This is a genomic window from Candidatus Tisiphia endosymbiont of Myopa tessellatipennis (assembly GCF_964031105.1).
GTDB lineage: Bacteria > Pseudomonadota > Alphaproteobacteria > Rickettsiales > Rickettsiaceae > Tisiphia.
Genome location: NZ_OZ035005.1, coordinates 231,445 through 250,761, shown reverse-complemented (window position 1 = coordinate 250,761; position 19,317 = coordinate 231,445). Strand labels below are relative to the sequence as shown.

The window sequence follows — 19,317 nt, the reverse complement described above, 5'->3', positions numbered from 1 at the left end:
TATTTTACTCTACAAATTCTTGTTGTAATTCTTCTGAATAAAAGAAATTAATAAAAAAATCTAGATTGCCTATTATTCTCAACTTTAGTTTTTCTTTATCTTTGGTAAAACTAGATTTTCTTTCAATCTTAATAAATTTCTCAATCCAACAATTTGCTTGTGGAAATATCTTGATTAAACCTAAACTGTTATTAAGTAAATAATTTTCATTATAATTATGTAGGTCTAGCAAAGTATTTTTTATTCTTGTAGGTAACTCTATAGTTTCAATTTGACGAATTTGCTGTGTATAATCTTTATCTTGTAAAAAATTCATCACTAAAAGATTAACGCTAAGTAAATAAATGCTATAATTAAGGGGGGTCTTAGATGGTTCGGGTTGGTGGTTTAATGAGACTTCTTCTTGTTTTGGACTATTATCTTCTTGAATTACATCATGTTCTAACATAGAGTCTGTTTTAGAAATAGTTGTATTATTGGGTAATTCAGAATCGACCTTTTTATTATTGAAAAAAGTCATGTAACCTATTGATATGGCAAATAACACAATTAGAATAATTGTGAGAATAATAGGATTATTACTACGAACTTTTATTATATTAGTTTCTGATTTTTGCATTATAAATTAATAACTCTAACATTTGTTGCGGCTGTCCATTATCACAATAAACCACATTTTTGGCAAAATATCTAATAATATTTGCTACCTTTTCACTTATAGTAATTACTAAACTATTATCTAGTAGTTTTAGCAAATTATTTTTTATTAATAATTCAATAAAAGTCTTAGTGCTGTTCTGTGAATATAGTAAAATAAAATTGATGCCCTTTTCAATCTCTGCTATTTGGTATAGCTGGGTCGCGTATTTTACCCGATAAATAATGTGTCTTTTTATTTTTTGAGGCAAATCTTGAGTAATTTCATTTGACGATAAATATATGGTTTGCTCATATATTTCTTGAGGGATGTTTTCTAGTAGATCTTGAATATTTGTAGCAACATATCGTACTACAAAATTTTTTTGTTCTAGAATTAACTTTGATGAATTGCCGACTATCCATAAATTCTTTTGTTCTAGCTCTTGATGTCCAGCAAGGATTCTAGCAGCAACTTTACTGGTGACAATTATATTAACATAATTATGCAAAATATTATGCAAAGTAGTGCTATTTAATGGCAAAGCTTGATATTCTACTAAAGGAGAACAGATATATTTAAAACTACAATTTTTCTCCAATTCTCTAATGATTTCATCATTATCCTCTAAACTTCTAGTTAATAGCACCGATTTCATAGAGCTAGCTTATGGCATAATTCTTGATAATCTATGGCAAGTGGTTTAGGACCAATAATAGATAAAGTAGGTTTTGTAACAAATATTTTGTTAGCAATATTTATTATATCTTGTTTTGTTATATTCATAATATATTCAATAGTTTGTTCAGTAGGTATATATTTGCCAAAAACAGCAAAATTCTTACCAATTTCTTCTGATTTATAAGAAGATTCTTCTTGAGCTATATAGATACTAGTTTTTAGTTGTACTTTAGCCCTATCAATTTCTGAGTCTTTGATGTCTGTAGAAATTTTTTTTATTTCATTAACTAATTGTTCTGCAAGGAATGGTAGTTTATCGTGATTAGTGGAGGCATATATGCCAAAAATCCCACTATCATAGTAGGAGTTATTATAGCTACCAATTGAATAAACCAGTCCAAGTTTTTCCCTGATTTGTTGAAATAATCTTGATGACATACCACTGCCAAGTATTAGTGAAAGAACTTGCGTATGATATAATTGTTGTATGTTAAAATACGGCACACTTTCGAAACCTAGAACTAGGGTAGTTTGCTCAAGGTCTTTGGTGATAAAGCTATGTCCCCCTGTATATCTAACTTTCTCAAAATGACTATTTTGTTTATTTTTTAATGAACAAAATAATTTTTTGGCAAATTCTACAACTTGCTCATGGGAAATATTTCCTGCTACTGATAAGTAAATATTTTCGGCATTATAATGTTTGTCAACGTAATTACTAAAATGTTCTCTATCAAATTTAGCCAAACTGTCGTGAGTTCCTAGAATTGACCTGCCAAGTGCTTGATTCTCATAAGCACTACTATAAAATTTTTCGTGGATAAGTTCATCAGGGTTATCTTGAACATGAGCAATTTCTTGTAGAATCACCTGATATTCTTTGGCTATTTCTTCCTTTGAAAAAACTGAATTTTGTATGATATCCGCCAGTATTTCTAAAGCTTTATAGCAGTTTTCATTCAATATTTTTGAATAATAAACAGTTTGTTCATGCGAGGTATATGCATTAAAATGTCCTCCTATAGAGTCAAATTCTTCAGCAATTTGTTTAGCAGACCTAGTTGTTGTGCCTTTAAATGCCATATGTTCAAGAAAATGGGATATGCCTATTTCTGAAGATTGTTCATAGCGACTACCTACATTGACAATGACATTAATAGCTACAGAATTTACATTAGACATATTATAGGTAAGAATAGTTAGACCATTTTTAAGTTTGCTTGAGTTAAAAGTCATTTTATCACTTATTTAGATTCCAATGACCTTAAAATAACTCTTTACAACTAGTTATGCAAGGAGTCATTTCCTATCAAAACAAAGTATACTCGGTGAACTTCAAGAATTAAGGTCGTCGTGTCTAAAGCACAACTCTTGAAATCATAGAAGTATATATGACCTTAATTTAATATTATAACTATTTATTTGAGTTGCTGATAACCATTGATTATACTTAACTTCTTTTTTATGCCAGTATATTCAAGTGCAATATGGTAATTATCAACTTCAGTAATTCTAATGCATTCATCTATATCATAGATATTGTCAGTATGTAACATTTCTGTACCCTTAGACACTTCTCTTCTTGCTTGTTCAATGGCTTGGCTTCTCGATTGTGCAACAACAAAAGTGATAAAATGATTTTCTCCAAATAAGTTTTTCTTATAAGAACCAAGGTTAACAAAATATAAATGATTGGTACTAGATTGAGGTTTTATTTCCGTAATTTTAACATCAAAACCGTTAAGACTAGCTAGTATGAACCAAGAATCAACATGTAAAGATGTTTTTATACCACACCATTTGCTTTTAATTTTTTGAGAAATTTCAATATCAGATTTCCCGACTGCAAATACAACATCATGCATTTCTATATTGCAACCTTCAACTTTTCCTCCTAAATAGAAAACACATAACATAGGTGAGTCAAATACAAATTTTTGCAAATAAGGCATATAAAGCTCTTTTAATTTTTGGCTAACTCAATAAATATCTTAGGAAACATTACCCATGTAGTGGTTTGCATACTTTTGGTTTCGATCACTATTAAATAACTTTACTTCATAGATGATTATCATGTTATACTACTAAGAAAATATTTCATGCATTTATTATGTCAATGGTGCTTGGTAATTTTTGTCATTTTATCTCTATAAAAGTAGGTTTACTAGATATATTTTTAATAGTTATTAGTTAGTTGTTAATATCATTAGACTTCTTGCATAATTCTACTTCTGCTGGTAATTTGGGCGTCGATCCGGTGCTCAAATCCTCACGTACACTAGAGTACGATGCGGTTTTCCGTTCCGTGTCTCCTATAAATGCCTCAACAGCAGCGAATTCTGCAAGAAGTCTAGATACTAACAAGGAGTCTATTATTTTCTACATAAATTTCATATATTTGGTATAATAACCTCAAACAACTAAAGATATTTCTGTGTCCCAAAAAATCAATTTCGCTAAAATGCATGGATTAGGTAACGATTTTGTGATTATCAACCAGCGTGATTTACCTAAAAATTGTGATTTGCAACAATTATCTCTAAAGATTGCCAATCGCCATACTGGTATTGGTTGTGATCAGTTTATTATTTATGATAAAAAACCAAATTACTATGAGATGATTATATATAACCAAGATGGATCAAGTGCCAAATTATGTGGTAATGCTTCAAGATGTCTTGCCAAGCTGGTATATCTTGATTTAGGGATAAAGGAAATCACTTTGAGGATAGACCCCTTACATAATTCTACTTCTGCTGGTAATTTGTGTGTCGATCCGGTACTCGAATCCTCACGTACACTAGAGTACGCTCCGGTTCTCCGTTCCGTGTCTCCTACAAATTCCTCAGCAGAAGCGAATCCTGCAAGAGGTCTAATATATGGAAAAGAATTATCTTGTAAGATACTGAATGAGCACGAGATTGAAGTAGATAGTGGGATAGTTAGTTTCGAGGAAGATTGGATGCTTTCATCCGAAAAAATTTGGCCGGTTGTAGAGCGTTATATGATCGACATCAAGGAAGTTATCTGTGCCGATATTGGTAATCCACATTTTGTTATTTTTAGTGATCTCGCTATTGAAGATAAAGAAATAATAGGAGAGAAATTACAGGAAAAAGAATTATTTGCTGATGGTGTTAACGTTAATTTTGCTTCAATCAAGGATAATAAAATTTATTTATCGGTTTGGGAAAGAGGTACAGGCTTAACTCTTGCTTGTGGTAGTGGAGCATGTGCTAGTTTTGCTTCTGCGGTCAAGCTAGGATTTATTAGCTCTCCTTGTCAAGTAGTATTTCAATTGGGTAGTCTACAAATGTCAAAGCAAGGTGAGAATATAATAATGACTGGTCCTGCTACTTTAGTTTCACGTGGGGAGTTTTTTTATGACTAAATCACAAGAAGTTGTAACTTTTGGCTGCAGATTAAATATTTATGAAAGTGAAGTGATCAAAAATAATCTAGCTCTTTCTGGTCTTGAGAATGTCATAGTATTTAATACTTGTGCGGTCACTAAGGAAGCTGAAAAACAATCACGTCAAGCAATTCGTAAGGCTAAAAGAAATAATCCTGATGTAAGAATTATTGTTACTGGTTGTGCTGCTCAGAATAACCCAGCTATTTTTGCTAATATGGTTGAGGTTGATAAAGTACTTGGTAATGAAGAAAAGTTAATAGCTGCCCATTATCAATTTACCGAAGAAAAAGTGGTGGTAAATGATATAATGTCGGTTACTGAAACTGCTAATCATATGGTGAGTAGTTTTGATGGTAGGTCTCGTGCCTTCATTCAGGTGCAAAATGGTTGTAATCATCGTTGTACGTTCTGTATGATACCTTATGGTAGAGGTAATAGTAGGTCAGTACCGATGGGTGCTATAGTACGACAGTTAAGGGCATTAGTAGAAAATGGTTACAATGAAGTAGTATTTACAGGTGTTGATGTGACGGCTTATGGACCAGATTTGCCAGGAGCTCCAACTTTTGCTCAGATGATTAGACGAATTATTGGCTTGGTTCCAGAACTAAAGAGGCTTAGATTATCTTCAATTGATGTAGCTGAGATCGATGACGATTTGTTCGATCTTATGGCTTATATACCAAAGATTATGCCGCATTTTCATATTAGTTTACAAACTGGTGATGATATGATACTTAAGCGTATGAAACGTCGCCATAATCGTCAAAATATTATTGATTTTTGTCATAAGTTGCGTAATTTAAGACCAAATGTATCATTTGGTGCAGACATTATAGCTGGTTTTCCGACGGAAACTGATGCAATGTTTGATAATACAAAAAGACTGATCTCTGAGGCAGATTTACAATATTTACACGTTTTCCCATATTCTGAACGTGATGAAACTCCGGCTGCAAGAATGCCGCAAATAGCAAAATCGATTAGAAAAGCAAGAGCAGAAATTCTAAGAACTGCCGGGGAACAACAATTACAAAAATTTTTCCAAAGGAATATAGGGCAGGAAGTAGAGCTACTTGTAGAACAAAATAACATAGCTCATACAGAAAATTTTATTCCGGTAAAGCTTGAAGGTAATTTTGATGTAGGACAAATTGTTAAGGCTCGGCTAGTTGCTATAGAAGATAATCATATGATTTCAGAAATTTTGGTATGAAAAAATTTAAAAATATTGCTGTTTATGGTGGCGGTAGTTGGGGAACTGCACTAGCCTGTCAGGTGGCAAGGTGCTATGATGCTGCTCCCATATTTTTACGTGATAATAATATTGTTGAAGAAATAAAAAATAGTAAAACCAATAGCAAATATTTGGGTAGTGATGTTACATTACCAAGTAATATAGTGCCTTATAGTGAGTTGGCAGCTATTTTAGATCAAGAAGTAATAATTATTGCTGTACCATCTTTTGCTTTTCATGATACTCTGAATATATTAAAAGATACTGGGATATCTAAGGATGTGGCGTTATTAGTTGCAACTAAGGGCTTTTCTAGAGATCCTACAGAACTACTATCCGATAAAGTAAAAAAGATATTACCAAATAATCCGTTGGCGTTTATCGCTGGACCTAACCTAGCTAAAGAAGTTGCCCAAAATTTATTAAGTTCGGTAACTATTGCCTCTGTAGACATTGACCTTGCAAGAAGATTGGCAATTAGTTTAATATCACAGCAATTTAAGGTTACTATAACTGACTATGTGGTAGCAATGCAAGTGGCATCTGCTGTTAAAAATATTGTAGCGATAAAAAGTGGGTGGTATGAGGCAAAAGGTTATGGACAGAATGCTAAAGCAGGTCTGATAACGGGGGGGCTTCAAGAAATAAAAATTTTATCTGAGGCCATTGACGGAGAACTAGGGGATAGCTCTATTTTATATGCTCCAGGCGTATTAGGGGATTTGGTGCTAACTTGTTACTCTAAAGAATCACGAAATAGTAGATTTGGTTATGAATTAGGGAAGCATTCAGATGTTAATAAATTTTTAAATGAAAATTTATACTTAGTGGAGGGTCGAGAATCTGCTAAACTGGTATTGGATCTCATAAGAAAATATGATCTAACATTACCGATTATTTCATCAGTAATTAAAGAACTAAAATTAGTATGAAGTTTTTTGGCAATTTATCACAAATATTTGGTAAAATAATATTATTAGAATTATGTTTGTTATTATTAATTTTTCCGTTAGAAAATTTTAGAATTAATGGAGAATCTATTATTTTCCCAGCTTTTGAAATTAGTTTACTCTACTATTTTTCCACATTCTATCATATTGGTTTTTGGCTAATATTTTTAGCAGGAATAATTTTTGACCAGTTATATTCCATGCCAATTGGTACAAATTCTTTGGTTCTGATAATTGCTCACATAATTTTAGAATTCACAGGAAAATTTTTTGTACTTAGAAGTTATTTAACAAATTTTATCGTCTTTTGTTTCTATTATTTCTTTATATTACATTTTAGATATTTGCTAATTTTAAGCAAAGGCTTATCTTCGGAGGGGTATTTTATGATGTTAATGCAGTATCTAACTACTATATTCTCATATAATTTGCTACGAATTCCACTTGATAAAGCATTAGAATATTTTAGAAAACATGCTAAATAGTAAAATATTATATAGCCAGTTAATATCAAGAAGGGCTTTTCTCATAGGTTCAGGAAAACTGACATTACTTTCATTATTGGCTGGAAGAATGTTTTTTATGGAGTTGCTTGAAAATGATAAATATCGTACTTTATCTGATAAAAATCGTATAAGTTTTATTCTAATTCCACCTTTTAGAGGGCAAATTTATGATATCAACGGTAACATTATGGCTACAAACCAAACTTGTTTTAGGTTGTTACTTGACATACATAATGGCAATGATTATAAAAACGAATTAGCTCTAGTTGCCAATATCCTAGAATTATCCGAAGAAGAACAAAATTACATTAAGCAAAAAATAAAAAAAGCCAATAAACATATTCCTTTGGTTATACTAGATAATCTTAGCTGGCAACAAATGTCACTTATTGAAGAACAAAAGTTAAATTTAAGTTCTATTTTTGTAGATGCTAGTTATGCAAGATTTTACCATTTTTCAGAAGCGACTTGTCATGTGATAGGGTACACTGGACAGATTAATGAGCAAGAAAAACAAGATTTACAAATTAACAATTTAGGGGATTTTAATATTGGAAAATTTGGTGTAGAAAAATATTATGAAGACAAGTTACGTGGGAAATTTGGTTATAAGCAGATAGAAGTAAATGCTTTGGGCAAACAAGTAAGAGAAATCACCAATATTCAAAGCCAGCAAGGTGAGGACTTACATCTAAATATTGACGTGGAACTGCAACAAAGAGTGCAGCCATACTTAAATAAACAAGGTTGCTCTGCAATAGTTATCGATACCACTAATGGTAATGTGCTAGTGCTGGCTATGTCACCAGTATTTGAGGCTAATAATTTTATAAAATTATCCCAAGATTACTGGCAAAGTTTAGTCAATGATCCCTATAAGCCGTTGATTAATAAGACTATACAAAGTACTTACCCACCTGGATCTATTTTTAAAATTATTACAATTTTAGCTGGATTAGAGAATGGCATTAAACCGACTAAAACTGTTAATTGTACTGGGGCTTCAGTATTAGGTAATAATAGCGCTAGGTGCTGGAATCGTCATGGTCATGGCATCGTTGATATGTATAATGCTATCAAATATTCTTGTAATTCTTATATGTATGAAATAGCTCGCTTAATAGGTCATAAAAGAATATTAGATATGGCCAGAAATTTTGGTTTTGGTACAAAAACTGGCATTGATTTAACTGGAGAAGCATCAGGTTTTGTTCCTTCAGAAGAGTGGAAAATGAAAAAATTTAACTCTAAATGGACGATTGGTGATACTCTTAATTTATCGATAGGGCAGGGGTTCTTATCAGCTACTCCAATCCAGTTAGCTAGATTTGTAACGGCAATTGCCAATAATGGGAAATTGTATAATCCTAAAATTGCTAAAGATATATCAGTAAAAGATGGGTCAGTATTTGATCAGGTTAATATAAATCAACAATATCTAGATATTTTAAAAGAAGGCATGTATAGAGCAGTTAATACGCAAGGTGGGACTGCCTATTATAGTAGAATTTTGACAGAAGGGCATCAATTAGCTGGTAAAACAGGTACGGCACAAGTGCAATCAAAGGCTAATATCAATGATGATTTAAATAGAGAGTCAATTGCTTGGGAAAGGCGTAACCACGCTATATTCGCTGGGTTTGCTCCTTACCTACAACCTCGTTACTCTATTTTAGTTTTTGTAGATCATGGTGGAGGCGGAGGCAGGGCAGCAGCCCCTATAGCTAGTAAGATTATGGCTATGGTACTTGATAAATATAGCTAACCCGTTAAGGTTCTAGATAGCCCCTCCGTCATTGCACATAGGCGTCAACTTAAGAGCGTAATGGTTGAACATGTATAAACAAATTAAACACATTCGTCATCGCGAGGCATCGTTAGATGCCGTGGCGATCTAGATAAACAGCGAAGCTGTTTTTTAGAGTAACGCTTCGCGTATCTTAGATTGCCGCGTCGCCGCTTGCAGCGGCTTCTCGCAATGACGGTTTTTTGGCTAAAACCTTTCCAGTTTAGCTATAATATCAAGAACTTACTCGGGAGCTATATAATTGAATATTTTTTACTATTCGTACTTAGTGCTAGCGATTTTATAGTATATATTAGCATTTATATAAAAACTTAGAAACTTGCAATATGACAGACCCAATTTTTAAACAATTTGTAATTATTTTACCTGAGATAATGCTGACCTTACTAGCTTTGTTTTCTCAGACATATGCCGTGTTATTTAGTACAAAAACTAAAGCCATTAGCAATACTCAGATATTACTATCAGCAATATTACTTATTGTCGCTTTTCAACAGTTGCAGTACCTTGCTTTACAAGGTTCAGATAATGATGTAATAGCTTTTCATAATTCTTTTGTCGTTAATCATTTTACTGTTGCTTTTAAATTCTTTGTTTTATTATTTTCAATAATGACTATGATAATTTATCATGCATATTGTAAAATTACTGGGGAGGAGTTTAAAACAGAATTTATAACCTTAGTGCTGCTTTCTACTGTTGGTGTTTTTATTACTATATCAGCCCGTAATTTTTTACTTTTATTTGTTGCTATGGAGTTACAGGCACTGGTAGCCTATATATTAGCTGGTTTTAATCTGAATAATATTAAAGCATCAGAAGGAGCGTTAAAATATTTTATCCTTGGGTCTTTGATTAGCTGCCTAACGTTATTTGGCATTTCCTTTATTTATGGATTTGGCGGTAGTTTAGATTATAGTAATATTTTTCAGAAATTGAATCATTCGCCGCAGCCAAATATTGGTTTAATAGTGGGCTTAGTGCTTTTTTTAAGTGGTATCTTGTTTAAATTGTCAGCTGCTCCTTTGCATAGTTGGACGCTAGATGTATATGAAGGTTCTCCCATTCCTTCAATTACCTATTTCTCTGCTGCCACAAAAATTGGTAATGTGGTGGTATTATTAAATATAATGACTATGGTAATTGGAGATTATAAGCAAATTTCAGTTGATCTAATAAAAATCACTGCGATTTTGTCTATGCTTATTGGGGCAGCTGGTGCTATTAGACAAACCTCCCTCAAAAGGCTAATGGGTTACAGCACTATTCTAAATATTGGCTATGTGTTAATGGCTATTTCTTTTCATACTCCTTACGGTGATAGAGTAGCCTTACTATATATGGTTATTTATGCTGCTTCTGTCACTGGCTTTTTTGCTTGCCTAATTAATCTGCTAGGTAAAAAATCAGATACGGCAACTTTTGATGATATTAAAGGTCTTGCTTCTACCCGTAAGGCGTTAGCTGCTGGGATTGCGATTATCATGTTCTCTATGATAGGCATTCCACCACTGGCAGGATTTCTTGCGAAATACAGCGTTTTCTATCAGGCTATTATAGAGAAACAATTTACTCTAGCATTTATAGCTATTGGCACAAGTGTTGTAGCGGCTTATTATTACCTGAAAATAGTTAAGTTTATGTATTTTTTTGAGGCGGATAAAAGTTTGAAACGAGTTTTAGTACCAACACCTAAGAGCTTAAAATTTATATGCTATTTGATTATTGGAGTTTTATTGCTACTGTGTGTTTTTATCCAGCCATTTGCTGATATACTCAAATGATTTGAAGAATTGGATTTGAAAATGAATGGTGAGCAAGCGGAGCGTACATTAGTACGTGAGCATGCGAATCCATGATATTTTCAAAAAACAATTCTTCAAAGCAGAAGAGTATACTATGGATGGTTTATAGCTATGTCGTGGCAGGAAAAATATAATCTACTAATTTTTGATGAGATAGATAGTACCAGTTCTGAAGCTATTAGGATGGCTAAGGATTGTCCTGATAAAAATTATGTAATATTGGCAAAAAATCAGACAAAATCGCGTGGAAGAAATAGTAGAATTTGGCATTCTAGTCTAGGGAATTTGCATGTTAGTATATTATTAAATCATAAGATTAATCTTAGCTATATTCCGCAATTATCTTTTGTTATGGCTATTGTTGTTTATAAAACTATCAATTCTTTGACCACTAGATCAGAAAATTCTATCAAATTAAAATGGCCCAATGATGTTTTGATAAACGACAAGAAAGTATCGGGTATATTGCTTGAATCTATTAGTATAAATGATAATAATTATCTTATTATAGGCGTTGGCATCAACGTTAAGGGAAGCCCTTTAAATATTGATCAATTGGCAACCAATTTATCCGATGAGAATATAGAAGTAAAAGATCTAGAATATTTATTAGAGCTTCTCATGATTAACTTTGAAAAATATTTTAGTAGATGGAAACAAGAAGGGTTTAGTAAAATAAGACAATATTGGCTTAAAAGAGCTTATAAGTTAGGTAAGATGGTTACCGTAAATGATGGAAACACAAAAATTTCAGGAATTTTTAAAGACATAGATGAAAACGGGAGCATAAGGATTCAGCTTGCCTCAGGGCAGGTTTGTTGTGTTAATTATGCTACGGAAATAATTTATTAATCCCTAATTCGCGTTGATAGACGAAGATTAAAATTATGAAGTGCTAGGAGTCGAAGGGTCGAGGAGCGGAGCGTACATTTAGTACGTAAGCACCGAAGATCCCTGAAGACGACAACGCAATTCTTGATTTTAATCGAGTATATTAACTGATATTTTTTTGATAAAACTCTATAGCCTTGTTTAAATCTTCTGCTGTATCAACAGAAATGGGGATATTGTTAACATAACATACCCCTATGGACATGTTATTTTGTAATGCTCTTAGTTGTTCAAGTTTTTCGCTTAATTCTAAAGTTGAAACAGGTAAGTTTATGAATTTAGTTAATGCTTCTTTGCGAAACCCATACATTCCTACATGATATAGAAATTCTTCTGCACCGTGTGGAATGAGATTACGAGAAAAATACAAAGCCTTATCATTATGGTCAGTAATAACTTTGACATTACTATGACCATTTACGGCATCTATACCAACTTTTACTACTGGGGTCATAATATCATGGCTACTGGACTTTAGGCTTTCAATAACTTTGATAATTGATTCCGGTTCAACAAAAGGCATATCACCCTGTACATTCAGGATATAATTAATATGGTGATTGTTAGGGATTAGCTGAAATGCTTCGTATACACGGTCGGTACCAGTTTGACATTCTTGGTTTGTCATAATAAATTGTCCACCGCAATCAGTAACTTTTTTAGCTATAGTTTCTGAATCAGTTGCCACATAAATATTTTTTAGTTTGGTTAAATATACTTGCCTAAGAACACGCTCAATTATTGAGATTCCCCCTACAAGTTGTAGAGGTTTTTTGGGAAGTCTTACAGAATCAAGTCTTGAAGGGATAATAATTGCAACATCAGAATGCATAAGCTACCATATGACTATATTTACTAAAATTTAAGTGTTGACAACACAAAATAATTGTTGACAACATAACCTTTTTAAACGATAAAGTAAAGCTTATTATATATGGCTCTTAAGCATGGACTCCCGCTTTTAGCTAGGAATGACATCGAGAGCGTATTTAGGGCTCGTAGCTCAGCTGGTAGAGCACTTGACTTTTAATCAGGTTGTCCCGGGTTCGAATCCCGGCGAGCCCACCACTTTAGGGTACTTAAAACCATAAACATATCTGCGTATGTTGGGTTTATAATCCCAAGTGAAGCCAGCTAAAAAAGTATATCTGATGCATGACACTGCTAACACTTGAAATGCTAAGGGTATTAATGGGTTTGTAGCTCAGCTGGTTAGAGCACACGCCTGATAAGCGTGAGGTCGGAAGTTCAAGTCTTCTCAAACCCACCATTCGTAAGTATTCTTTATGAATCTTGAGAATATAATTCCACAATTAAGCCGTAATAAGTTAGCTATTTACTGGCTTGGAAATGGTATATTTTCGCTTGCTCTTGCTGGGGTGTATTCAATAATATTGGTAATGCTCCGCACTCCAATGTTAATTAACTTATTTTCAAATACAGAAATTTTTCGTTCAGCTTTGGTTATTCATGTTAATTTATCAATCCTAGTTTGGTTGATGTCAGTTACAGCATGTGTTTGGAGCTATAATTTAGAGTCAACTACTTTCAGCATAGCATGTGTAATAATAGCATTTATTTCTACGGCACTAATAGCTTTATCACCATTTTGTGGTCAAAATTTTCCTGTAATGAACAATTACATACCAATGTTGGAGAATATAATATTTATTCTCGGAATTAGTTTGTTTGGTGTATCTGTATTGTTATTTGCCTTATATACATTATGGAACTGTTGCAAAATATCTTATTTTAAATCTTATTTTAACTCCCTCATTAATTTTACTATCCTTTCTACCGTAATAATGTGGGTGTTAGTATGGGTATGTTTTATTTGGTCTTATTGCCAATTACAAGAAATTATTAAACTTGTACCAGTCGATATAGAATTTTACTATGAATTGCTTTTTTGGAGTGGTGGGCATTTATTACAATTTATTTACACGCAAATTTTGATATTAGTAATGACAGTGTTATTCCATGCTTGGATAGGTAAGGAATTAAGATTTAAAAAACTGTACCTTGCACTATTATATTTAAATTTTATTATAAGTATTGCAGCTATTAGTGGACACTTATTATATGATATTATAGATGCTGAATTCAAAGAATATTACACTAAACAAATGAAATATGGAGGAGGAATAGCACCGGTTTTATCTTTGATAGTAATGTTTTATGAGCTAAAATGGTTTCATTCCCACGAAAGCGGAAATTACATAAAGGGAAGCAAAGACATCAGGGAAGTGCAAATGAGTTTGGTGAAGACAACCATAATTTGCTCCAGTATATTATTTCTGTCCGGGGGATTTATTGGTATATTAATTACAGGCATGAATGTTACTATTCCTGCACACTATCACGGTTCAATTGTTGGGATTAGTGTAGCTTTTATGGGTTTCTGCTTTCTTCTATGTGACGATAAACAGCAGAAGAACTCATATTTCACAACAGCAATTATAACGATAACTATAGGGCAGATGTTACATATTATAGCTCTGCTCTTTGCTGGTGGGTATGGAGTACTACGAAAAACACCTTGGGTAGAAATGCCGGTTACCAATAAGTTACTGATGGGCATCATGGGTGGTGGAGGCGGGATTGCTATTGTTGGTGGCTTGATGTTTGTTATTATTTGTGGTAGAAGGATGTTATTTAAATAATTAGTATAATAAAAATAATGGACTTGCAAAAACCTACTGTAGAAGAAGCCAAAGAGGCAGTTAAAACTTTATTACGATTTATTGGTGAAGATCCAAATAGGGAAGGACTACTAAAAACTCCTGATAGAGTAATAAAAACTTACCAAGAAGTGTTTTCTGGGTATGATAGAGATGTGGAAGAAATATTAACGACTAAATTTTACGATACTTGTAACTTTCAGGATTTCATAGTGCTAAAAGACATACATTTTAATTCATTTTGTGAACATCATATGTTACCGATAACTGGTACGGTAAATATAGCTTATATACCTGATAATTGTATAATAGGTATCAGCAAGCTCGCTAGGATAGTTGATGTTTTTGCTAGGAGACTACAGATTCAAGAAAAGATGACTGTACAAATTGCTGAAACATTACAGAAATATATTAAGCCCCTAGGTGTTGCGGTTAAGATTTCTGCATTACATAGCTGTATGACCCTTAGAGGAGTTATGCAAAATGATAGTATTATGAATACTATGCATTATACAGGTATATATATAGAGCACCAGAAATATCGCCACGAATTCCTAAATATTATTTCCAAAAAATAATCCAAGGTAAACTTTATGTTACTATCAAAATATTTTTTACCTGTGCTGAAGGAAGAACCAGTGGAGGCACAAGTGGTTTCTCATCGGTTGATGCTTAGAAGCGGTATGATAAGACAGCAATCTGCTGGGATTTATAGCTGGTTGCCGATAGGCTTAAAAGCCCTTAAAAATGTTGAAAATATCGTTCGACTTAATATGAACAAGGTAGGGGCTATTGAAATATTAATGCCTTGTATTCAACCAGCATCTTTATGGGTGGAATCTGGAAGATTTGAGAATTATGGCAAAGAAATGCTAAAATTCCAAGATCGCCATGATAATACGTTATTGTTTGGGCCTACTAATGAAGACATGGTTACTGATATTTTTAGAAATAATATTCAGTCCTATAAGGATTTGCCAAAAAACTTATATCATATTCAATGGAAATTTAGGGATGAAATTAGACCTCGCTTTGGGGTTATGCGTGGTAGAGAATTCTTAATGAAAGATGCATATACTTTTGATATAGATCAAATAAGTGCTGTAAAAACCTATAATCAGATGTATCTAGCCTATATGCAAACATTTCGTGATATAGGTTTAACTGTAATCCCAGTACTTGCTGATAATGGTTCAATTGGTGGCAATTTAAGCCACGAGTTCCATATTCTTGCTGATAATGGTGAGAGTACAATTTTTTATGATAAAAAATTCCTATCTTTAACAGATCAGGAAAGTTTAGATATTGAAAAATTACAAACCTTATATGCGGCAGCAGAAGAAAAACATGACCCTGATAAATGCCTGTTATCAGAACATGATCTTGCCAGTAGTAAGGGTATTGAAGTTGGGCATATTTTTTATATTGGCACAAAATATGCCAAAGCCATGAATGCTTTAGTAAATAGTAATAATGGTAATCTTGTGCCAGTGGAAATGAGTTCTTACGGTATTGGTATTTCAAGACTTCTAGCCGCCATAATCGAATCAAGTCACGATGATAAAGGGATTATATGGCCTACAAATATTGCTCCTTTTCTAGTATCATTAATAAATTTGAACATAAATGATAATTACTGTAATAGCTTATCTAGAAGCATATATGATAAACTAACAGCAAATAATATAGAAGTGTTATACGACGATACTAGTGAACGAGCTGGTAGCAAATTTGCCACTCATGATCTTATAGGATCACCATACCAAATAATCGTTGGTCCTAAAAAAGCTGAAAATAATGTGGCTGAACTGAAAAGTCGTAAAACTGGGAAAATAGAAGATTTGTTTATAGATGCAATTTGTGATAAAATAATATACTCAAATGATCCTACGAATTGGATTTGAAAATGAATGGTGAGAAGGCGTAGCGTACATATAATATAGTTACGCATGCGAATCCATGATATTTTCAAAAAACAATTCTTTAAAGCAGAAGAGTAGATATCCTGATTAAAAATAGGAATTAGTTATGGATAAAATTTTTTAAAAAATAATGAGTATCAGTATTAGTGGGCTAAAAAAATCTGCTATACTAATAAATTATTATTAATTTAATAAGGTACAATATGACAGTCCAAAATTCATCCAATAATCTAATGAATTTTACAAAAGAACATCAGGTTAAAGATTTTACTCTAGAACAATATACATTCCGTTTTACAAACAAATTTGAATCCTATGTTATTTATTGGTATGGTATTCCAGTAGGGAATGCAAAAAATGGCTTATGTGGTGGTATGTCTTTAGCATCAATCTTATACTATAAGTATAAAATTGTAACACCTAAAAACAACATTACTCCAAGTATAAAAACTGATCCTCAACTATTTACCTTTGTAAAAAATTGTCAGGTGGCTAGTCTCACCGTAAAAGCTTTGTTTAATTATTTTAGATTTATGTTTACTGCCAAAAGTACTGATGCAAAAGAATTAAGTAATCAGTATCCTATTATTATGCAAACAATTGATACAGATACTCCTGTCTTAGTTGGATTAATTAGAGCAAAAGCAAGTTTTTTTAATCCTAAAACATGGTTAAATATAATTCAACATCATCAAGTAGTAGCATATAAATATATATTACAAGAAAAAACGATAACTTTTCATATATATGACCCAGATAGTCCTGGAGCTGATATGACAATTACCATAGATAGAGATAACTTAGACATCACAGCTATTGGTTGGCTTAACCCAATTTACACCTTATTTGCGATTAGTTTTAATTATAATAAAAAACCGCCTGTTGTATAATAGTCTTCAAAATTATACAGAGCATTGAGTTTATGTTTTATGTCACAAATACTAGTAAAGCGTTGGTTGGTGGTATGCTGCTGCATGGTAATATTTATGATTTTTTTAGGAGGTCTCACTAGGCTTACTGATGCTGGTTTATCAATTGTTGAATGGAAACCGGTTTCAGGTGTCGTTCCCCCGCTGGGTAATGCTGACTGGCAGGATGAGTTTGCTAAATATCAACAATCTGTCGAATATAAGCAAAAAAATACTAATATGACTCTTTCAGAGTTTAAATTTATTTTTTGGCTTGAATTTATTCACCGTTTTGCTGGCAGAGTAGCAGGTTTGTTGTATCTAGTACCATTACTGTATTTTTTTGTGCGTGGACGGATTGATACAAGGTTACTGCCTGTATATTTGGCGATATTGTTATTATTTGCAGTCCAAGGATTTATGGGATGGTATATGGTGAAAAGTGGTCTAATTTTGCAGCCATATGTCAGTCATTTCCGTTTAGCTTGTCATTTGGTTATTGCAGTTATTATCTATAATTTACTGTTCTATCAGTTGATGAAAAATAGCTTTGATATTTTACTAGTTGAACGGACAATAAGTTTAAATTTAGCAAAATTCTTTTGTATATTAACTATTATTATAGTTTATATACAGATTTTTCTAGGTGGTCTAGTTGCAGGTCTTGATGCAGGGCTTGTATATAATAGCTTTCCGTTAATGGGGAATAGTTTCATACCTCAAGAAATAGCTTTTAAACTACTGAGTAGAGATAGTTTAAGTGATGCTGTTTTTGTTCAGTTTATCCATAGAATTGGAGCGTATATTGTTTGTACTAGTGTTGGTTTGTTGGTGTTGAGTCTAATAAAAACCAAGCATCCTAAATTAAACAAAGTCGCTTATTATATTGTTGGTGTACTGATATTACAAATGTTAGCTGGCATAATTACCATTTTATATTCAGTACCTATATTAATGGCCTTAGTGCATCAGATTTTTGCTATTATACTATTATCATGTATATTATGGGGGTATTTTTTGTTAAAGAGTGCATAGACCTATTACATAATTCTACTTTTGCTAATAATACCATTTCCGAAAACTAATCATCACGTCGTCGTACTTCATGATCTCCGCTCCTCACGTACTAGTATGTACGCTCCGGTGCTCGACACTCGTACTCCTAGTGCTAATTTAGTTTTGGGAAATGGTATAACTTGGGGTTCAACCTAGCATTTGCTAATAAAATAATTGATTTTATACGGCAATGACGTATTATATAGTGATGGAATATATTGAATCCCCTTTATTTAGTAAGTTATTAAGGTCCTATTTTACTGATGATCAATATGCTGCATTTCAATGGGAATTATCTCTACATCCAAAAGCAGGCGATTTGATACCTAGAAGTGGAGGACTTAGAAAGATACGATGGTCTACTAAAGATAGTGGTAAACGAAGTGGAGTTAGGATTATTTATTATTATAAAATGGAAGAAGAGCAAATATGGTTATTAACCATTTATGCAAAAAATGAAACTGAAAACATATCAATTGGTATTTTAAGAAAAATTAAGGAAGAATTAGAATTATGAAAGCAAAAAAAAGGGATATAGGAGCAGAACTTTTATCAGCTATCAAAGATATAAAAAAAGGAAAAGGTACAATAAAGACAATAAAAAGTAATAATGAGATAATAAATATTAGGAAACAATTATGTTATTCACAAAAAGAATTCTCAGAATTAATGTGCATTAATTTAAGAACATTACAGGAATGGGAACAAGGAAGACGTAAACCCCGTGGTTCAGCTATATCTTTATTAAGAATAGTACAAAAACATCCTGAAATTTTTCTTGATTTAAACTAAGGAGAAGGGAGTGTACTCGTTTAACCATA

Annotated in this window: 20 protein-coding genes and 2 tRNA genes; 16 read left to right on the top strand and 6 right to left on the bottom strand. The window is 32.6% G+C overall.

Going from position 1 to position 19,317, the window contains the following annotated elements; genetic code table 11:
- Positions 1-4 precede the first annotated feature (4 nt).
- The 5 genes from AAHN03_RS01255 to AAHN03_RS01235 form a co-directional block, all read right to left on the bottom strand.
- Entirely contained in the window at positions 5-619 is a 615-nt protein-coding gene (locus AAHN03_RS01255) for a hypothetical protein (RefSeq protein WP_342278846.1), read from the bottom strand.
- Positions 600-1,295 (bottom strand): uroporphyrinogen-III synthase, encoded by a 696-nt coding sequence (locus AAHN03_RS01250; protein WP_342278845.1) that lies wholly within the window; start codon positions 1,293-1,295, stop codon positions 600-602. Before AAHN03_RS01250 ends, AAHN03_RS01255 begins: the two co-directional genes overlap by 20 nt.
- On the bottom strand, positions 1,292-2,554 hold the full coding sequence (locus tag AAHN03_RS01245) for a pitrilysin family protein (RefSeq protein ID WP_342278844.1): 1,263 nt from the start codon (positions 2,552-2,554) through the stop codon (positions 1,292-1,294). The genes AAHN03_RS01250 and AAHN03_RS01245 overlap by 4 nt, the downstream gene beginning before the upstream one ends.
- Before the next feature lie 182 nt (positions 2,555-2,736).
- Positions 2,737-3,270, bottom strand: a complete 534-nt coding sequence (locus AAHN03_RS01240; RefSeq protein WP_341763098.1) for a DUF1543 domain-containing protein — start codon at positions 3,268-3,270, stop codon at positions 2,737-2,739.
- 238 nt (positions 3,271-3,508) lie between these two features.
- Entirely contained in the window at positions 3,509-3,682 is a 174-nt protein-coding gene (locus tag AAHN03_RS01235; protein ID WP_342278843.1) for a palindromic element RPE1 domain-containing protein, read from the bottom strand.
- A 70-nt stretch (positions 3,683-3,752) separates the two neighbouring features.
- Here AAHN03_RS01235 and dapF point away from each other — a divergent pair, with 70 nt between their 5' ends.
- From dapF to AAHN03_RS01190, 7 genes are all read left to right on the top strand, one after another.
- Positions 3,753-4,709 carry a diaminopimelate epimerase gene (gene dapF / locus AAHN03_RS07620; protein WP_410521341.1) on the top strand — a complete coding sequence of 319 codons (957 nt, stop codon included), beginning with the start codon at positions 3,753-3,755 and terminating at the stop codon, positions 4,707-4,709.
- A complete protein-coding gene (gene mtaB, locus AAHN03_RS01215; RefSeq protein WP_410521340.1) occupies positions 4,702-5,949 on the top strand; it encodes a tRNA (N(6)-L-threonylcarbamoyladenosine(37)-C(2))-methylthiotransferase MtaB in 1,248 nt (415 codons plus the stop codon). The genes dapF and mtaB overlap by 8 nt, the downstream gene beginning before the upstream one ends.
- The gene (locus tag AAHN03_RS01210; RefSeq protein ID WP_342278841.1) at positions 5,946-6,902 is read left to right on the top strand and encodes an NAD(P)H-dependent glycerol-3-phosphate dehydrogenase; all 957 of its coding nucleotides are present in this window, start codon (positions 5,946-5,948) and stop codon (positions 6,900-6,902) included. Before mtaB ends, AAHN03_RS01210 begins: the two co-directional genes overlap by 4 nt.
- Positions 6,899-7,405 (top strand): hypothetical protein, encoded by a 507-nt coding sequence (locus AAHN03_RS01205; RefSeq protein ID WP_342278840.1) that lies wholly within the window; start codon positions 6,899-6,901, stop codon positions 7,403-7,405. Before AAHN03_RS01210 ends, AAHN03_RS01205 begins: the two co-directional genes overlap by 4 nt.
- Positions 7,395-9,191, top strand: coding sequence for a penicillin-binding protein 2 (gene mrdA / locus AAHN03_RS01200; RefSeq protein ID WP_341763102.1), 1,797 nt, complete (start codon positions 7,395-7,397; stop codon positions 9,189-9,191). Before AAHN03_RS01205 ends, mrdA begins: the two co-directional genes overlap by 11 nt.
- Positions 9,192-9,559: 368 nt before the next feature.
- Positions 9,560-11,017, top strand: coding sequence for an NADH-quinone oxidoreductase subunit NuoN (gene nuoN, locus AAHN03_RS01195; RefSeq protein WP_410521339.1), 1,458 nt, complete (start codon positions 9,560-9,562; stop codon positions 11,015-11,017).
- Positions 11,018-11,149: 132 nt separating this feature from the next.
- Positions 11,150-11,890 carry a biotin--[acetyl-CoA-carboxylase] ligase gene (locus tag AAHN03_RS01190; RefSeq protein ID WP_342278839.1) on the top strand — a complete coding sequence of 247 codons (741 nt, stop codon included), beginning with the start codon at positions 11,150-11,152 and terminating at the stop codon, positions 11,888-11,890.
- Between the two features lie 142 nt (positions 11,891-12,032).
- Here AAHN03_RS01190 and AAHN03_RS01185 read toward each other — a convergent pair whose 3' ends face one another.
- Positions 12,033-12,761 carry a 3-deoxy-manno-octulosonate cytidylyltransferase gene (locus tag AAHN03_RS01185; RefSeq protein ID WP_342278838.1) on the bottom strand — a complete coding sequence of 243 codons (729 nt, stop codon included), beginning with the start codon at positions 12,759-12,761 and terminating at the stop codon, positions 12,033-12,035.
- A 160-nt stretch (positions 12,762-12,921) separates the two neighbouring features.
- Between AAHN03_RS01185 and AAHN03_RS01180 the strand changes: the two genes are divergently transcribed.
- The 9 genes from AAHN03_RS01180 (at position 12,922) to AAHN03_RS01140 (ending at position 19,288) form a co-directional block, all read left to right on the top strand.
- A tRNA-Lys gene (locus AAHN03_RS01180) sits at positions 12,922-12,997 on the top strand.
- A 125-nt stretch (positions 12,998-13,122) separates the two neighbouring features.
- Positions 13,123-13,199, top strand: a tRNA-Ile gene (locus AAHN03_RS01175).
- A gap of 16 nt (positions 13,200-13,215) precedes the next feature.
- Complete coding sequence (locus tag AAHN03_RS01170; RefSeq protein WP_342278837.1) at positions 13,216-14,592, top strand: hypothetical protein; 1,377 nt, start codon at positions 13,216-13,218, stop codon at positions 14,590-14,592.
- Between the two features lie 23 nt (positions 14,593-14,615).
- Positions 14,616-15,188 carry a GTP cyclohydrolase I FolE gene (gene folE, locus AAHN03_RS01165; RefSeq protein WP_342279230.1) on the top strand — a complete coding sequence of 191 codons (573 nt, stop codon included), beginning with the start codon at positions 14,616-14,618 and terminating at the stop codon, positions 15,186-15,188.
- Positions 15,189-15,203: 15 nt separating this feature from the next.
- Complete coding sequence (gene proS / locus AAHN03_RS01160) at positions 15,204-16,514, top strand: proline--tRNA ligase (RefSeq protein ID WP_342278836.1); 1,311 nt, start codon at positions 15,204-15,206, stop codon at positions 16,512-16,514.
- 221 nt (positions 16,515-16,735) lie between these two features.
- A complete protein-coding gene (locus AAHN03_RS01155) occupies positions 16,736-17,422 on the top strand; it encodes a hypothetical protein (protein WP_342278835.1) in 687 nt (228 codons plus the stop codon).
- 39 nt (positions 17,423-17,461) lie between these two features.
- On the top strand, positions 17,462-18,475 hold the full coding sequence (locus AAHN03_RS01150) for a COX15/CtaA family protein (RefSeq protein WP_342278834.1): 1,014 nt from the start codon (positions 17,462-17,464) through the stop codon (positions 18,473-18,475).
- Positions 18,476-18,686: 211 nt separating this feature from the next.
- Complete coding sequence (locus AAHN03_RS01145) at positions 18,687-19,013, top strand: transcriptional regulator (protein ID WP_342278833.1); 327 nt, start codon at positions 18,687-18,689, stop codon at positions 19,011-19,013.
- Positions 19,010-19,288 carry a helix-turn-helix domain-containing protein gene (locus AAHN03_RS01140; RefSeq protein ID WP_341755153.1) on the top strand — a complete coding sequence of 93 codons (279 nt, stop codon included), beginning with the start codon at positions 19,010-19,012 and terminating at the stop codon, positions 19,286-19,288. Before AAHN03_RS01145 ends, AAHN03_RS01140 begins: the two co-directional genes overlap by 4 nt.
- Positions 19,289-19,317: the final 29 nt, after the last annotated feature.

What these genes read in the sequence shown, in the direction of transcription:
- AAHN03_RS01140 (WP_341755153.1), top strand. Translation starts at nt 19,010, where the DNA reads ATGAAAGCAAAAAAAAGGGATATAGGAGCAGAACTTTTATCAGCTATC.
- AAHN03_RS01210 (WP_342278841.1), top strand. Translation starts at nt 5,946, where the DNA reads ATGAAAAAATTTAAAAATATTGCTGTTTATGGTGGCGGTAGTTGGGGA.
- AAHN03_RS01145 (WP_342278833.1), top strand. Translation starts at nt 18,687, where the DNA reads ATGACGTATTATATAGTGATGGAATATATTGAATCCCCTTTATTTAGT.
- AAHN03_RS01250 (WP_342278845.1), bottom strand. Translation starts at nt 1,295, where the DNA reads ATGAAATCGGTGCTATTAACTAGAAGTTTAGAGGATAATGATGAAATC.
- mrdA (WP_341763102.1), top strand. Translation starts at nt 7,395, where the DNA reads ATGCTAAATAGTAAAATATTATATAGCCAGTTAATATCAAGAAGGGCT.
- AAHN03_RS01155 (WP_342278835.1), top strand. Translation starts at nt 16,736, where the DNA reads ATGACAGTCCAAAATTCATCCAATAATCTAATGAATTTTACAAAAGAA.
- AAHN03_RS01240 (WP_341763098.1), bottom strand. Translation starts at nt 3,270, where the DNA reads ATGCCTTATTTGCAAAAATTTGTATTTGACTCACCTATGTTATGTGTT.
- proS (WP_342278836.1), top strand. Translation starts at nt 15,204, where the DNA reads ATGTTACTATCAAAATATTTTTTACCTGTGCTGAAGGAAGAACCAGTG.
- AAHN03_RS01255 (WP_342278846.1), bottom strand. Translation starts at nt 619, where the DNA reads ATGCAAAAATCAGAAACTAATATAATAAAAGTTCGTAGTAATAATCCT.
- AAHN03_RS01185 (WP_342278838.1), bottom strand. Translation starts at nt 12,761, where the DNA reads ATGCATTCTGATGTTGCAATTATTATCCCTTCAAGACTTGATTCTGTA.
- AAHN03_RS01245 (WP_342278844.1), bottom strand. Translation starts at nt 2,554, where the DNA reads ATGACTTTTAACTCAAGCAAACTTAAAAATGGTCTAACTATTCTTACC.
- AAHN03_RS01150 (WP_342278834.1), top strand. Translation starts at nt 17,462, where the DNA reads ATGTCACAAATACTAGTAAAGCGTTGGTTGGTGGTATGCTGCTGCATG.
- nuoN (WP_410521339.1), top strand. Translation starts at nt 9,560, where the DNA reads ATGACAGACCCAATTTTTAAACAATTTGTAATTATTTTACCTGAGATA.
- AAHN03_RS01170 (WP_342278837.1), top strand. Translation starts at nt 13,216, where the DNA reads ATGAATCTTGAGAATATAATTCCACAATTAAGCCGTAATAAGTTAGCT.
- AAHN03_RS01190 (WP_342278839.1), top strand. Translation starts at nt 11,150, where the DNA reads ATGTCGTGGCAGGAAAAATATAATCTACTAATTTTTGATGAGATAGAT.
- mtaB (WP_410521340.1), top strand. Translation starts at nt 4,702, where the DNA reads ATGACTAAATCACAAGAAGTTGTAACTTTTGGCTGCAGATTAAATATT.
- AAHN03_RS01205 (WP_342278840.1), top strand. Translation starts at nt 6,899, where the DNA reads ATGAAGTTTTTTGGCAATTTATCACAAATATTTGGTAAAATAATATTA.